This window comes from Paenibacillus sp. FSL A5-0031 (assembly GCF_001956295.1).
Taxonomy (GTDB): Bacteria; Bacillota; Bacilli; order Paenibacillales; family Paenibacillaceae; genus Pristimantibacillus.
The window spans coordinates 270279-286931 of sequence record NZ_MRTD01000005.1 but is presented as its reverse complement, the minus strand read 5'-3'; the positions used below and the strand labels follow the sequence as shown (position 1 = coordinate 286931).

Genomic DNA, 16653 nt, shown 5'->3' with positions numbered 1-16653 from the left:
AAGAAAATTACCTTTATCACTAATTAAGGCATGTCAAAACAATTAAGATAAAAGTATCAAATCGATGAGGTGAGCGAGAAAATGAACGGAAACACTTTTTATATGATGATCGCTTTTATAGCCGTTTTAGTTTTGTGGAGAAGGACGAGAAGCATGTACCGTCCAATACGGGGGAACGGGATTCGATTACTGATTCCACTGTTATTCATAATCCCTGGCCTGTCTTTAATTATTAATCCTAACGTGAATGAACCGGCTTGGGCTTTTGGAATAGCCTTCGGGCTTGGCGTTATATTTTCCATCCCATTGATTTGGACTACTAATTACGAAGTGAGAGAAGACAATTTGATTTATTCCAAGAAAAACTGGGGATTTATCGCAGCTTTCATAGGTATTGTGTTCATACGGTTTGCTCTGCGTCAAGAATTGTCCGACTTGGATCCTCAAGGTAAAACAGCTTTATTCATGCTAGTAGCTTTCGGTTATATCATTCCGTGGAGAGTTTTTTCGTTTATCAAATTTCGGCGTGTGGCCAACCAATTGCAATTGTCTAAAATAAACTAAAGTTTGGTTGCCTGCGAATACAAAAAAGAAATTCTCACAATAAAAAAAAGCTGATCGGCAATAGCGCTGATCAGCTTTTTTCGATTCATTGTTCGCGAATGACTAATAACACACCAATAAAAATGAGTATAGTACCTATCCAAAATGATAAACCAATTTGTTCACCTAGCAATAGCCAGCCTAAAAAAGCACCGACTATAGGTTGGAAAAAGAAAAATAATCCGCCACTCGAAGCATTAAGCATTTGCAGCCCACGATTCCACAGTAAAAAGGCACAGGCTGTCGAAATAATTCCCAAGTACAATAGTCCGCCCCATATAGATGGATGCATCAATGCTTGAAAATCAAGCTCTGGCAATCGAGTAACGGTGAAAGGTGTAAGTAAAACAATGGCTACAAGGGTTGTATAAAAAGTTACAACAATTTGTGAATAGTTCCTGGGTACCCGCTTAATAAGAACAGACATAAGCGCCCAAGTAAGGGCGGCAATAAGCAGTGATACACCACCAAGTTGTAGGGATGAATCGATATTGGCGTTTCCGACAATAATGCTTACCCCTATTGTAGCTAAAATAATTGAAATTGCTTTTTTTAACGTAATCTTTTCTTTTAAAATGATACGCGCAAATAGCACCATGAATGCTGGTGTCGTTGAAGTAATAATAGCACCCATTTGTGCTGTAGAAAGCATCGTACCTACTTCTTGGGTAATGATAGAAATGGTATTTCCAATAAGTCCAATGAAGAAAACTAATAATAAATCACGCTTTTCAATCCGCCATGATTGTTTCGTTACAACGCCAATAAATAGCAATGCTAAAATCGCAATTACATAACGAATCCACACTAATTCAAGTGGTGGAACAAGGTCTACCACATGTTTTACAACCACATACATCCCGCCCCAAATGCTAGCAGCGAGTGATAAATATAAAGAACCTAATAAGGTGTTTTTCATTTTGTACCCTCCGTTTTCCTAGACAGTTCCTGTCCTTAACGGAGTTGTAGTTTTCTGCCGTTAAGGAAGAATAACTACAGGTACATCGTTTTCAAAGAGTGGTGACCAGATCATCCGTCTTCAGCTCACTTTCAAAAGAGTAATTTTATTTTATATGAATTTTTTTGATAAGGCTATTAACTATTTTAATTATAACGATGTACCAGCGTATTAGAACAACCCTTAGTGAATAACCAGTCCAATGAAATGGGAATCTTATGCAGGATCAGACTGAAAAGAAATGGGAGTGAGCGGAAATTGAAAACGATGACAGCGGCTGGCAGTGCTAACCTGCAAACTGGCACGACTCAAAAAACAGTAGGCCAGTACTTGTTCGATTGTCTACAGCTGGAGGGCATTACCGAAATTTTTGGCGTTGCTGGAGACTATAACTTTACACTATTGGATACGCTGGAGCGCTATAAAGGCATACGGTTTATGAGTGGACGGAACGAATTAAACTCAGGTTATGCGGCGGATGGTTATGCAAGAGTTAAAGGCATATCCGCTCTTATTACGACTTTCGGAGTCGGAGAGCTTAGTGCTTGCAATGCGATAGCGGGAGCTAACAGCGAGCATGTGCCGATAATTCATATCGTAGGTGCGCCTCCCGATAAGGATCAAAAGCAACATAAGCTGATGCATCACACTCTAATGGATGGGGATTTTGACGTCTTCCATAAAGTGTACAAGCAGATTACGGCTTATACTGCAGTACTGGCACCGGAAAACGCTGAGATTGAAATTCCAGCCGCCATTCGTATTGCGAAGGAAAAGAAAAAGCCAGTGTACCTCGTTGTGGCTGATGATTTAGTGACAATGCCGATCATTACACGAAGTGAGCCGATCCCCCCGCGTCCAATGTCCAATCTGAAAACTCTTCAGGCAGCAACGGAGCATGCCCGCCAACTGCTGGGGCGTGCCCATCGGCCGGTCATTTTGGTTGATGTCAAAACCATGCGTTTCGACCTCGTAACCGCAGTTCGGCAGCTAGCCGACGCGATGAACGTACCTGTTGCAACAATGATGTTCGGCAAAGGGGCATTTGACGAAACCCATCCGAATTATATTGGGATGTACGAAGGTTCATTCGGAAGTTCTGAAGTACAAACCGCAGTAGAAAATGCAGACTGTGTCATTGCGGTAGGCATGGTATGGGCGGACAATAATACCGCGAACTTCACTGCGAAGCTAAACCCGCTCGTGACAATCAATATTCAACCGGACATGGTCAAGGTCGCAGAAGCGGAATATCCGAATGTGTTCGCAGCCGACATGCTGCTTGCGGTGCAGAATATTGGATACATAGGCCAAGGTTTAGCGGGAAAAACAACATTCCCATACGACCAAATAACTGGCAGTGCCGGTGACCCACTAACTGCGGCCAATTATTACCCGCGTTTTCAGAAGATGCTGAAGGAGGGGGATATTGTGGTCGCCGAGACCGGCACGTTTTACAACGGGATGGCGCAGGTGAGACTGCCGCGCAATGCAACATATATTGCACAAGGTGGCTGGGAGGCGATCGGTTATGCCACACCTTCCGCATACGGTGCCAACGTCGCTGCGCCTGATCGGCGGGTGTTGTTATTTACAGGTGACGGCTCTTTGCAATTGACAGCCCAAGAGATCAGCACCATGCTCTATTATGAATGCAAGCCTATTATCTTCATCTTGAACAACGATGGCTACACCATCGAGAAATATTTAAATGTCAAAACAGAGAATCAGCAATATAACAAAATTCCGCGCTGGTCATACACTAAGCTTCCCGAAGTGTTTGGAGGCGATGCGTTTGCCGTGACAGTACAAACCTATGGAGAGCTTGATCAGGCTATAATCCAAGCGGAGAGGGAATGTGCAGGAAGACTCTGTATCATTGAAATGATAGCCGCTGACCCTATGGACGCACCAGAAAATATGCGCCGGATGCGCAATTATTTGGAAATGCAGGAGAAACAACGCAGCCAAAACTAGAATAAGCAGCATCCAGTTTGCTTCTTCTTCCTTCATAAACACTATAAATATTCTCATTATGAGGCCCGGTAGACTCTAGAACCAAGCTATCGGGCTTTAACTTTATTCATGGAATGATCAAAGCTAAACAATACGCTGTTGCCCATTAATTGATCGTTATAGGTCACGAATGTCCTTCCACGAAATGAGCTTGATGTTTTCCTTTAGGAAGAGCTGCTTTAAATCCCAATCACAAAGTAAGCGGAATTCAATTTCCCTTTCCATACAACAGTTTGTGAATTGCTTTAGTTCATCAGTAATGATAGACGGATGAACAGTTAACTGGGTGATACCAGACTTTAGGTTTTTGATCATGGATACAAGCTGCGCCTTCACCGTCTCGTACTCTGCATTCGTGCTACGGCAATAGGGAAGGGAAATAATATCATCAATGAGGAAAATACCGCGCCTGTCCGCTGAAGAAATTCGTTCGGAAAATCTCTCCTTTTGCTCTTCGTTTATAAACGGCTGCATTAGAATTCTTCTAGGCAAATTAAAGGGCAGTTGATACTCTTGGCATAAATCTAGTGCTATATCTAGAAAATCACGTCCTGTGTTTAGACCAAAGATGCTCCCTGCATGACTGTCAAGATGAGTGGGATCAATCCCTTGAGAAATCGCATATGTAATTTGAGCTTGCATTTCAAGCCTAACCTCATCCAGATCAGCATTGGACTCTAAAAATGCGATATCTGTAAAAAATTCATTAGCTGAATTAACAAGGCTGTGGAGCGGATTCTCAAGATACACAAGCTTATATCCTTGATGCTCTGAACTTGATAATGTCAAATGAATTCCGGCGTGCTCGATAGTCTGAATATCACCCCTGCTTAAAGCTTCTTTGGCTGCTCGGCAGGGAATCATTATTGAAGTTGAGGTAATGGCAGCCTGTTGAAATAATGTATGAATAGCCTCATTGGTTCCCCATGTTATTCCATAATCATCCGCATTAATAATTAATAATCGATCTGATTGTTTATATCCTAATTTGGAATTCATTTGCTCTCCCCCTAATTGAAGTTGAAACATAAACAAGGGCGTAAGCACATTTGTGCCTACGCCCTTGCCCAAGTCATTTATTTCCGTTCAATATATACTGGTTATCCAATTCAAGTTATAGTCGTCTTATTTTAAGAGCCTAGATCAGGTTGATCCAAGAAGCTAACGGTGCTATCAGTCGTTCCATGCAATTCAAAGATAATAATCTCATTATTGCCTTGCTTCAATAATGGACCTGGCACATACAATCTCTTCTGCGGTCCAATATCCCAATAACGACCCAGATTGAAACCATTGATGAACACGACCCCTTTGGTCCACCCTTCCAAACTAAGGAAAGTATCACATGGCTCATCCACAATTAACGTTCCTCGGAAGAAGCTCGGACCTGTTTGTTCCGTGATGCTCCCGAATTGCAGACCCGATAATTCCGTTAGAGGTAACGTGTACGTCGTCCAATCCGACAAGAACTGGCGCCCAAAACGTACCCCTTCGGTAATCCCTTTCCGGTCTTTCATATAAGGTCCATAATTAACCCGGCCTAAATTCTCAACAAGGATAGAGACCTCTACTCCTTCAGCAGGCACTTCAAATTCTATTTTCACATCAGTATGGACGCGGTCCAGAACACCAGCCGGCTGTCCGTTAAGGAAAATTTGTGCACGGTCATGCACGTCTTGCAAGAAAAACTGATCTTTAGGACGAGGTCCGCTAATAAACGTACGATAATGGATAAATCCGTAATCCTGCCCCAGCTTTTCCATTGTCTCAGGGTATGCCGTATAAATAGGTGCAGAGATGTTGTCCAAATTAGCCGTTAATGAAGCTTGCTCGGTCATTTTCACTTGTCCATACGCTTTCTTAGCGATCGGAGCTGGCAATTCACATGCAGGTACATCCACATATTTGGAGATAACATCGCGCACCGCATAATATTTAGCGGTCGGTTCACCGGATTCATTTAGCAAAGCATCATAATCATAGCTAGTCACTGTAGGTTCATAGCTATCCGCTGTATGGCCGTTCGCTCCGTTGTAGAAACCAAAGTTTGTTCCGCCATGGAACATATAGAAATTAACGGATCCGTTCAGACTAAGCATTTCATCAAGCACACTCGCGACATCCTCAGCGGGACGGGTATGATGCTCCTCCCCCCAATGATCAAACCAACCGTTCCAATATTCCATACACATAAATGGCGCATCCGGTTGATATTGCTTAAGCTTCTCGAACGCTTCTGCTGGCCGAGACCCAAAATTCACCGTTGCCAGAACACCATCGATCATACCGCCTTGCAGCATCGCATCTTCTGGTCCATCGGAAGTGAATAGCAAAACGTCTATTCCACGAGCAATCATGCTTTCTTTTTGATGAATCAAGTAGCGTTTGTCATTGCTGTAGCTTCCATATTCATTCTCGACCTGCATCGCGATGATCGGCCCGCCACTCGTGCATAGGAGCGGTTTTAATTTCGGAAGCAGCACATCATAATAAGCATCTACATGATCTAGAAACGGCTTATGGTAGCAGCGCAGACGCATATCAGGGTCCGCCAGCAGCCAAGCTGGCAATCCGCCAAATTCCCATTCCGCACAAATATAAGGCGCTGGGCGAACAATCACATGCAGCCCGATTTCTCCAGCCAGCTCAATAAAACGAACGATATCCGCCATGCCTTCAAAATAAAATTGGCCTTTCTTCGGCTCGTGAAGATTCCATGGGACATATGTTTCCACGGTATTGAGACCGCAGGCTTTTAATTTTGCAAGTCGATCTTGCCAATGCTCAGGTACAGTTCGAAAATAATGAAAAGCTCCTGAGAGAAGACGTATCGGCTGATCATTATAATAAAATGAAGATCCAGAATAATTAAATGTAGTCATCTATTTCCCGCCTTATAAAATAGTTAAATCATTAAGCATAATGACTCGCTATAGCCTGATTGATTCTCTCTCTTGCCGCTAACAGCCATTCCCCACTGCCCTTTGGATAAACAGAGAACGTCAATGGTTCTTGCAAACCCTCTTCCAACAGCTTTATCGTCTGTTCTTTGCCAATCTTCTGCTCTAGCAGCTCGAGTGCGCGCAAGTCTTGCATCGCCTCATAGAGAACTTCCAAGCGAATTGACTCGATTGGACCCTCTTCGCCAGGATAAACCAAGAAGGAATCTCCCGAAGGAAACGCAAGCTTTGCATCCGTTGACCGATAGGGATCCAGCTTCTGATCGATGGAGTACTGCGAATACCAGAAATTAAAGCCCCAATGCAGGAAGCCCTTCAATCCAAACTTATACAACTGAAGCCCAATAATCCGGTTTCTAGAGGAAGGCATGTTAAAAAAACGATTGGATACTTCTTGATGCTGCGCACAGCAATAATAAGTCCATAAATCCGGAACGCCATACTCCAGAAACGGTTCGATATGATTGTTTCCCGGAATCGGTCTTTGCACTAGACCCCGCTCATACATATCCAAATCAGACAGCGCGTCCATAATAGGATAATCAGACAAATGCTTACGCACGATCTGGCTGGCAGCCTGATAGGATTCCAATTGACTGAGGTCCGGCTCATCCGAAATATGGAACCAGCTTTGCTCATCCAGTCCATTTTCTTTCAAGTAGCGATCAAGGCTCGGCAAGAATTGATCCAAGAAGCTGCGATATTCTTCTGAAGATGCATCCGTCTCCCAGCCGAATAGCTTTTTCTCTTCTCCTTGTACCGTTCCCATAATTTTCGGAGCGCACTTTGCTCCCCATTGCGTAAACAAATGTGAAAACTCAAAGTATTTCACATCCAACTTCTTGCACATCTTTACCCACCGCGTAAGCTGATCAAAGCCAAATGTATAAGTATCTCCCTCCACATCAACTTTCACCAGTTGGACAGTTGGACGTTCTCCTCCAACAAGGGTATCGAGCGGCGGCGTGAATAGTGGCGTCAATACCATGTTCATGCCGTGCTTGACCATCGCGTCCACATAACGTTCCAGAAGCGTCCAATGCGCTTCACTAAAGACTTCGACACCATACTGTGTTGCAATACAATCCACATGAAACCATTCCGTGTGAATTAACTGCTGCGCGGGCAATGCGGCAGGGATGACTGTCAACTGAAATACATCGGATACCGCTAAGGACTCCCCTTCCTCTGATTGGAAGGAGAATTGAATGGAATGAACACCCGCAGCGACAGATTCATCAAGCTCCACACTCACCCAAATGGAACGCCACTGCTCGGGAACCGCATTAACGGATTGTTGATTCAGCTCATACAATGGATCTGGATATAGTCCCGGTGTCGTGCGCAGGACGTTATCATCAGGATTTTGGAAACAAGGCATCTCCGAAGGAGCCAGACCAACAGATCTAATCAAAATACGGTCTGCAAGGTCGGAGTCGATGTTTACATTTATATTTTTTAAGAGCGTATCTGAGGTGTATGCGACTTGGAAGGAATAGGTTTCGCCGAAAAGCGCAGAAGCGCTTTGAAAGGCTTGTTCGGTTGGCGTCTCATCTGCGAATACTTTTGTCAATGAGCTTAGTAACTTCGTCTCAAATTGAACTGGATTATTCATACATCTTGCACCTCTTTAAATTAGAATGCTTTCTGCAAAATCTTTGAGATTGATACTGTTTCCATCCACTCTAGATTGCTCCGCCGCGAAGGCCATTAAATGGCTTTGAACGGATTGACTTGCCGAGGTAAGCCCCTCACTCTTGCCATCTTCTCTTACCAGCTTTAAGAAATCCTTAAGTAAACCCATATCACCGCCGCCGTGGCCAACATGACCTCCCATGTCTTCAAATGAGATTCGTTCAATCTTGCCGCTGCCAAAATGAATTACTTCAATTTCATTTTTCTCCATGGCGCCGCGGATTTCACCTTTGGTTCCCATAAGCTTGATTGTGCGGCTGACATCTCTAGTAAATGCGCTCATCGTAAATGCTGCTGTGACGGAATTCGCAAACTCCAAATTCACAACCTGGTGGTCAACCACATCGTTGTCACAATGATAGACGCATCTGCCGTAAGGTCCTTCCTCAAGCGCCTTATAACGCGCACTATAGCTCAGATCATTACTAATTGCCGAAGTTGGCCAATTCGTATCCTCTGTTAAATAGTAATTAGGCGCGTAGTAGAGACATTCGTCTGCCACTGGACACCCGTCTAAGCAGCGTAACGGCGCTCCTGCCGGCGCTTGATCGGCTGTAAAATGGGAGAGTGATCCGAAGGAGGATACACGAACACATTCCGAACCAGCCAACCAGAGCAAGATGTCCAGATCATGACAGGACTTCGCTAGAATCATTGGACTGGAATCCTCTTTCCGGCTCCAGTTTCCTCTTACGAAGCTATGCGCTTGATGCCAGAACCCTACATTTTCATTATGCGTGATAGACATTAATTTACCAATTGTTTCTTTTTCTAATAATTCTTTAATGGTAGAGAAAAAATTCGTATAACGAAGCACATGACAAATCGAAAACACTCGGTTTAACTGAGATGCCTTTTCTCCCATAAGTAAACATTCTTTGGCATCGGGAGACATCGGCTTCTCAAGCAGCACATGATAACCTGCTTCAAGTGCTTTCATTGTCGGATCGAAATGCTGTTTATCTTGCGTGCAGATGAGTACGGCATCCGCTAGTTTTGGCATAGCGAAAAAATCATCCCAGTTCTCAAAACACATATTATCTGCAATGTTATGTCTAGCTTGGAAGCTCTCCCTGCGCTCTGCAACCGGCTCTGCAACAGCTACAACTTGCAGCTCATTGGGATGAGCAAGAGCATACTCCAAATAGTTGACACCCCGCAAACCCGCTCCAATTATGGCAACCGTAACTTTTTTCATAATTAATCTCTCCTCGATGTTGTAAGTCTTTCTATTCCTTGACGCTTCCTACGGTCATGCCTTTAACAAAATACTTTTGCAAGAACGGATATACGAGCATAATGGGCAAAGCACCCATAAAGATTTGCGCATTTCGAAGTGTCTTCTCGCTTAAGTTGTCCATCACTTTAAGCTGCTCAATAGACATGGAAGACATTTGGGCATTAATCGACATAATTAATGTAGACAGATACGTTTGCAATGGGTACTTTTCTGGTGAATTCAAGTAAAGAATGCCATCGAACCAAGAGTTCCAATGCCCAACAATCGTGAACAAGCCAATCGTTGCGATCGATGGAAGCGATACAGGCAAATAAATTTGCCAAAGTACACGCCAGTGTCCTGCGCCGTCAATTGTCGCTGCCTCATCCAGTTCTCTTGGAATGGATCTGAAGAAATTCAGCATGAGCACCATATTCCATACATTCAAAGCACCCGGCAAAACGAGCGCCCAAATCGAATCAATGATGCCTGTATCTTTGACAATGATATACGTAGGAATCAACCCGCCGCCGAAAAACATCGTTATCGCAAAGAACCATACATAAGGGGTTCTAAATTTAAACTGATGATTAGATTTCGCAAGCGGAAAAGCAGTTATAAATACAAGCAGCATATTAACAACCGTCCCAAGCACGACCCGCTGTACGGATACCCATAATGATCGGAAGAACTCAACCTTCTCCCCCAAGTATTGATAGGCATCCAAGGAGAAGCCGACAGGCCAAAGCTTAACTTCTCCTGCCATCGCAGCCGTATTCGAGCTAAGTGAGATGGAGAGTAAATGAATAAACGGGATAATACCAAGCAGCGTGATCGCTGTTAACAACAACGTATTGAACACGACAAAAAGCTTTCTACTGATTGATGGTTTGTGTATCACTGTATTACCTCCGTTCTAGAATATTCTGTAGTTGTTAAGTTTATAAGCCGCATAGTAGGTAATGGATACTAACCCTAATGAAATGACCGATTTAAAGAGGCCGATTGCTGCTGCCGGTCCGAATTGCTGGCTGAACATCCCTAGTCGATAAACGAATGTATCAATGATATCTGCGCCTTCATAAACGGTCGGGTTATACATAATTAGAATTTGTTCGAAGCCAGCATTTAGAATTCCGCCTAAGCTTAATACGCCAAGCAAAATGAGTATGGGGGAAATGCCTGGAAGCGTAATGTGCATCACTTGCTTCCACTTGCCTGCTCCATCAACCTCTGCTGCTTCATAAAGCGTTGCATTGATCCCTACAATGGCAGCGAGCATAACAATCATATTGTAGCCCATGCCTTTCCACACATCTGATCCAATGACGATGCCTCTGAACCAGTCATTGTCGAGCATAAACATAATCGGCTGAAATCCAATTTCGGTTAACAAGCCATTAACAGGTCCGCTCAGCGAGAACAATTCAATGACGACTCCGCCAAGCACAGTCCATGACAGAAAGAACGGAAGGAAGATGGCAGATTGAATGAATCCTGAGAACCATTTTCTTGTCACTTCATTTAGCAATAACGCAAGAATAAGAGGAACTAGCAAAAACAGGATCATTTTGAAAATCGCAATAATGATCGTATTCCAAAGCACTTGACCGAAATCCGGCAACGCAAATACGTAACGGAAATTGTCAAAGCCTACGAATTCAGATTTAAAAAAACCGGATAATGGTTCAAATTGTTGAAAAGCCATCACTAGGCCAGCCATAGGACCGTATGCGTAGATCAAAGTAGCGATAACACCGGGCAGTAACATCAAATGTAGTACATATTCTTTTTTCAGCGTTCTCATAGATGACCCTCCTAACCAGCTGCTAATTTTAAAGCGGGAGGAGTTGTCGACTCCTCGACTCGTCTCTCCCGCTTTTGATTGATTTAAGATTTAATTTTTCGCTTGCTCGCCGTACCATGCATTAACTTCTGCTGTAATATCATCGCCGCCTAGCGATTTCCAGCTTGAAACGAACTTATCAAATTCATCAATGGAAGCGCCCATAATGATTTTTGTAAAGGATTCCTGCATAAGCTTATCAAGCTGAGCACCTTTTTCTACTTGTGTTTTTGTAGGAAGGCCATAGAACTCATTGTTTACAAACGCTCCGCTTTCTTTAATTTTACGCGTCGTTCCCCAGCCGCCATCTTTTGCTGCACGGCTGTAATATTGACCCCAATTGACGCCTTTGGAAGCATCTTTTGTATTGCCTGCGAGGAAATCGGTTCCTGCTTTGAATACATCCGCTACATTCTTGTAGTTCTCGTCATCCAGCGTAATTTCAGTTTGTTTAGCGTCGAGCGCTTTGTTCACTTCTGTATAGATGGTTTCAATTTGAGCCGGGTTGTAGATACGTGGATTAAACCAGTTGTATACATAACCATTCTCGGCTTTGTTTTTCTCTAAATATTGTTTGTTGCCCATTTCGATATAGAAGTTGATCATTTTAATTGCAGCTTCTGGATTTTTCGCTTTTTTGTTTACAGCGAAAACCTTGCCAGCGCGAATTTTCGGAACGAGTGATTTTGCTGGACCGTCCAGCCCTGGAATTTGAACAGCAATCCATTCAGCCTTCGGATCTTTGTCAATATTTAAATTAAGCGGCCAGTTCGGGTACCACCATTCTCCGTAGGAAATACCTACCTTGCCCGAAGTAAGATCTTCTACTGCTTTGTTCTCATCCTTCAGCGCAAACTCCTTATTGAGAATGCCATTTTGGTACCAAGACTGCAGCTTGCTAAGCGCCGTCTTCACCTCAGGTTGAATAAGGCCCGGTATTAGTTTATCTTCACCATTTTTGATCCAAGCCGTCTGAGCATCACCAATGGATGGGTAAGCTCCGAATCCGTTAAACAATCCTCTTACATCAAAGCCCCAGAAAAACAATGTTTTTTGCAATGAAATACCATAAGTATCATTTTGCTTGTTTTGATCCGGATCGTTTTTCACAAATGCTTCTGCAACCTTCTCCAGCTCATCGATTGTCGTAGGCGCTTGCAAGTTCAAATTATCCAGCCAATCCTTCCGAATCCAAAGCAATTGCGTGGATAGGAATGGATCTTCAAAAGCTGGAATGGCCAGCTGTTTGCCGTCTGCGTTATAAGTCTTCATTGCAAAGCCGCCATCAGACTCCATATATTTCTTAAGTGTAGGAGATGCATATTGCTCATATGCTTCTGTCAGATCAGCGAGCATATCTTGCTTTTTCAGCTTCTCGAAGTTTTTCGGGTCCAGCTCCAAAATATCAGGCAGGTCGCCCGATGCCATCGCAAGTGAGAACTTTTGTTCAAATTGGCTGGAAGGCACGGTCCATTTATATTTCACTTCGATGTTCATCATCTCTTTTAAATCTTTAAAGTAAGCATTTTGATCTGGTGTAATTCCTTTTGGCGTTCTTGAATCCTCAGGCGGATTAAATCCAAGCACTTCTGTAACCGTAACCGGTTCAGCGTATTTACCGAATGGATCTGGCGGAGTGACTTCAGTCTGGTTGTTCTCTGTTGACGGTTTAGATGTGGATGTGTTTCCTTTGTCATTTCCTTGGCTGGAGCATGCTGTAATGGCTGAAGCAGACAGCGATAACAACAAAATCATCTTCATTGTTTTATAATTTTTCATATGGAACACTTCCCCCTTTTGATAATGTTAGTAGCCCTGATCCCTGTGTTTATTATATTTCGAGAGGGAAAGCGGTTTCAATTTCACTTTTTTTACATCGCTTTTGAATTTTTTACTTATTGCGAATTTCGATACTCTTGAGGTGAAAGACCTGTCATTTTTTTGAAAAAAGTCGTAAAATACGAAGCCGAGTCAAAACCCGCCTTACTCGCAATTTCATTTAATTTCAAGGAAGTATTCATCATCAGATCGATGGCAACGGTCATTTTAGTAGATTGAATGTACTCTAATAGATTATGTCCTGTGATCTGCTTGTAATAGCGAGACAAATAGGATGGATTAAAATGAACCTCGTCCGCAATAGCCGTTAGAGACACATCCTTGGACAGATTGTTATGAACATATTGATGAATTTGTTCGATAAGCAATTGTTTAAATTCTTCTTGCTTCATCTCTCCGCTCAAATCGGATTCACAAGCATTCGATTTCTCGTAATCAACAATAACCATTTTTTGGCCAAATGCCGCTCTTTTCTGAATCATTGCACGAACAGCTTCCACTTGGAGATGGAGCGTATCCCACTTTCCCAACAAATTCCCAGAAATGCCAAATGAAACCGAAGCCGAGAGAACCTCAACGCATTCATTCTGTACAAGCTCAAGAATGCCTTTCATATAGGATGCGATGCCTTGCTCCTTCGTATTCTCATCTGGCTGATTCCCTCGAAAACGTCCCAATAACTCCTCATCCGCTTGAAGAATCCATAAAAGTGAGCTGCCATTGTAGATAGCTTTCTCTCTAGCTATGGAAGCCGGCAAATGATTGTCAAAAATCCGCTGCACCGATTCCAGCACCTTTAAATTTTCAACCTCAAGCCGATCCACTTGCCCTACCAGGAAGAATGCGGGGCGCTCAGCAGCAATGCCAAATTCCACTTCTGCATAAATGGACTCGGTCAATAGAGAAGGAAGCGGCTCTCTGCCAAGCATAGCTTCCATCATTTCTTTTTTGAGATAAGGCTCGGCGATTTGAATATGTCTTTGCGCCTTCTCCTGCTGCAGCTTAACGCTTTTCTCTTCTTCCAGCTTACCTATTACCTCTTTTACCGCTTGGAAAATAGGCTCAATGCCTTCTGTTTTCAAAATATAGTTTTCTACGTTTTTCTTTAACGCTTCGTATACGTAATCGAATTCGCTATACCCTGTAAGAAAAATGACTCGGCATGCAGGCCAATAATATACCATCTCATCCACCAATTGCAGGCCATTCTTCTGAGGCATACGAATATCGCTGATCAAAATATCCAGTTTCGTTTTTTTTGCTATTTCAAGCGCTTCACCAGAGGAATAGGCTTTGCATATATCCAGCTCAAAGTCTTTGTTTCCCTGAAAAAGCTGCACTAGCCCATTCACAATGACAGGCTCGTCATCTACTATTAACAATCGGTACATTATTGTGCCCCCTTATTCTCAAGATGTATGATAAGCTCCACTTTTAATCCGCCGTATTGGCTTCGGGAGACAAATAAGCCGCTGTCCGCTCCATAAATTAATTTTAGCCGATTGCTGACGTTAATTAATCCCGTTTTCTCAATCTGTTTCGTTTTGACTGCAAGCTGCTCCTGCAACTGCTCAATTTTATCATCTGTTAATAAACTGCCGTTGTCCTCTACGGTGATGCGTACGATATCATCCTGATAGCTGGCTCCAATATAGACAACTCCGTTCATCGTACCATCTTCAAAGGCATGATCAAATACATTCTCTACGATCGGCTGAATGATAAGTCTTGGAACGTAAACGGTATGCAATTGATCTGAAATCTCCGTGTATTCATAAGAAATGCGGTTGGAAAAGCGAATACATTGAATCTCACAATAATCGAGCGCATGCTGAAATTCTTTGTTAAGCAGCACTTCATCAGAACCGCTCCTTGTAATGTATTGATAATAGCTTCCCAGCTTTTGGGAGAGCTCCGCCGCACTATCCGAATCGCCTACCTTACACATCATATAAATGTTAAAAAAGCTGTTGTATAAAAAATGAGGGTTAATTTGAGATTGCAGCTGCTTTAATTCCGAGTGCTGCAGCGCTATCTTTTGTTCATAGTTTTCCTTTATGGAAACCTTCAAGCGATGTGCCATCCGATTAAAGCTTTGAAATAAATAATGAAATTCATCCTTTGTCTTGGATTCGATAACTAAGTTTAGATTATCTGTTTCTATCATACGAAACGCCTTGCCTAGATTGGACAATGGGCGATGGATCATGACGTTTACAGAGAATGAATAAAGCAAAAGAATGATAATGGTAATGCTGAACAGCAGATAATACAGCGTATAAAACTGGCTTAATGATCTAGTGATCTCGTTCTGATTCACATACATAATTAATGACAGATTTAAAGAGCTTACAAAATTATGGATAACAAAATAACGGATGCCGTTTACCTTCTCCATTTTGGACATATTGTCATCTTGCTCATTAGGTAATTTAACCAGCTGTTGCTGTACAGAAATAGCTTGCTCATCTTGCGTCGTCGCAAACACACTCCCCAAACCCTCGCTCCCAAGCAAAACCTCTGACTCCTGATAAAGGGTAGTAATGGTATGCAGCTCTTCCAGCAGCTTCACTTTAGAGATTTCGATATACGACCAAATGCCATCATTATTTGCCGTCTCAATAAAGAAGATCCGATCACCATCCAGGTAAAAAGAGGGCTTAATCGAAACGCCTATAAGCTTTGAAATAAGCTCGTATTCATCATTTGGCGTGTTGGTAACGCCATTCGAAATCGAGATGGTTTTCCCCTCTGAAGCAATATAAACGCCTGCATTAAGTACGTACTCGCTCGAATTCATAAGAAAGCTCAATCGATCCTTCACTTGCTCAATGAGTCTAACCTCATCATATTTCCCAAGACTTCCTCCCCTGAAGCTTAGCTTTTGCAAATCTTCACCGTTAATAAAGCCTAATTGCTGATTGCGAATAAAATACATTTCCTTGTCCAGCTGCTTCGCGTAAAAGGAAGCTCCCGCTTCGGCGGAATCCAGCATTGTATTTTTCGAAAACGACATGCCCTTGTAATTGACCCAAATATTCATCGAAATGAGGGGAACAAGAAACACGATAAATACGATGACAATTTTCTGATAGACGAACCACTTCGCTTTGCCGGCAGCCTGCAATTTCATAGGATATCCCCTTCTTCACCATCTAGGAAAACTTCTCGATGCTAATTAATATAACCAGAATAACAGAGACTCTGATCAGATTGTTCAACTTATTAACAGAGAGCTTTTGTCGTTAACATTCATAAAGGAATCATACCAAGATTTTATTTAGACGCAATAGATAGTTCAACTATGCGAGTCACCTTTTGAATTTAAATGCTATAGTTCACGCCAGTTTTTGGCTACAACAAATAAAAACCCGACCTTTTATGGTCGGGTTTTTCCATGGTAGAGGCGAGGGCTGCTGGTTCTCCTTATTCTAAATTAACTCAGTAATTAACAAAAAAAGGTTAGCACTTCAATTGATATGCTAACCTTTCTCTATAGCGCTTTAAGAGCGCATGA

Annotated in this window: 12 protein-coding genes; 2 read left to right on the top strand and 10 right to left on the bottom strand. The window is 42.8% G+C overall.

All coding sequences use genetic code 11. The features are described 5' to 3' along the window. Window positions 1-81 precede the first annotated feature (81 nt). Window positions 82-564 carry a CcdC family protein gene (locus BK120_RS11625; RefSeq protein WP_076267649.1) on the top strand — a complete coding sequence of 161 codons (483 nt, stop codon included), beginning with the start codon at window positions 82-84 and terminating at the stop codon, window positions 562-564. An 85-nt stretch (window positions 565-649) separates the two neighbouring features. On the opposite strand, the gene BK120_RS11620 is transcribed toward BK120_RS11625, so the two are convergent. Beyond that, on the bottom strand, window positions 650-1522 hold the full coding sequence (locus BK120_RS11620) for a DMT family transporter (RefSeq protein ID WP_076267648.1): 873 nt from the start codon (window positions 1520-1522) through the stop codon (window positions 650-652). A gap of 306 nt (window positions 1523-1828) precedes the next feature. On the opposite strand from BK120_RS11620, the gene BK120_RS11615 reads away from it, so the two are divergent. Next, complete coding sequence (locus BK120_RS11615) at window positions 1829-3538, top strand: alpha-keto acid decarboxylase family protein (RefSeq protein ID WP_076267760.1); 1710 nt, start codon at window positions 1829-1831, stop codon at window positions 3536-3538. 156 nt (window positions 3539-3694) lie between these two features. Here the strand turns inward: BK120_RS11615 and BK120_RS11610 are convergent, their stop codons facing one another. The 9 genes from BK120_RS11610 to BK120_RS11570 all read right to left on the bottom strand — a co-directional run bounded on the left by BK120_RS11610 (window position 3695) and on the right by BK120_RS11570 (window position 16269). Beyond that, window positions 3695-4576 carry a polysaccharide deacetylase family protein gene (locus BK120_RS11610; protein WP_076267647.1) on the bottom strand — a complete coding sequence of 294 codons (882 nt, stop codon included), beginning with the start codon at window positions 4574-4576 and terminating at the stop codon, window positions 3695-3697. Between the two features lie 131 nt (window positions 4577-4707). After that, the gene (locus tag BK120_RS11605; RefSeq protein WP_076267646.1) at window positions 4708-6459 is read right to left on the bottom strand and encodes a glycoside hydrolase family 35 protein; all 1752 of its coding nucleotides are present in this window, start codon (window positions 6457-6459) and stop codon (window positions 4708-4710) included. A 31-nt stretch (window positions 6460-6490) separates the two neighbouring features. Further along, window positions 6491-8152 carry a DUF4091 domain-containing protein gene (locus BK120_RS11600; RefSeq protein ID WP_076267645.1) on the bottom strand — a complete coding sequence of 554 codons (1662 nt, stop codon included), beginning with the start codon at window positions 8150-8152 and terminating at the stop codon, window positions 6491-6493. Between the two features lie 15 nt (window positions 8153-8167). Next, on the bottom strand, window positions 8168-9430 hold the full coding sequence (locus BK120_RS11595) for a Gfo/Idh/MocA family protein (RefSeq protein ID WP_076267644.1): 1263 nt from the start codon (window positions 9428-9430) through the stop codon (window positions 8168-8170). 31 nt (window positions 9431-9461) lie between these two features. Beyond that, on the bottom strand, window positions 9462-10349 hold the full coding sequence (locus BK120_RS11590) for a carbohydrate ABC transporter permease (protein WP_076267759.1): 888 nt from the start codon (window positions 10347-10349) through the stop codon (window positions 9462-9464). 18 nt (window positions 10350-10367) lie between these two features. Beyond that, a complete protein-coding gene (locus tag BK120_RS11585) occupies window positions 10368-11258 on the bottom strand; it encodes an ABC transporter permease (protein WP_076267643.1) in 891 nt (296 codons plus the stop codon). 90 nt (window positions 11259-11348) lie between these two features. Then, entirely contained in the window at window positions 11349-13076 is a 1728-nt protein-coding gene (locus tag BK120_RS11580; protein ID WP_076267642.1) for an extracellular solute-binding protein, read from the bottom strand. Window positions 13077-13192: 116 nt separating this feature from the next. Then, the gene (locus tag BK120_RS11575; protein WP_076267641.1) at window positions 13193-14527 is read right to left on the bottom strand and encodes a response regulator transcription factor; all 1335 of its coding nucleotides are present in this window, start codon (window positions 14525-14527) and stop codon (window positions 13193-13195) included. Then, window positions 14527-16269: a sensor histidine kinase gene (locus BK120_RS11570; protein ID WP_076267640.1), complete on the bottom strand. Its 1743-nt coding sequence runs from the start codon at window positions 16267-16269 to the stop codon at window positions 14527-14529. Before BK120_RS11570 ends, BK120_RS11575 begins: the two co-directional genes overlap by 1 nt. Window positions 16270-16653: the final 384 nt, after the last annotated feature.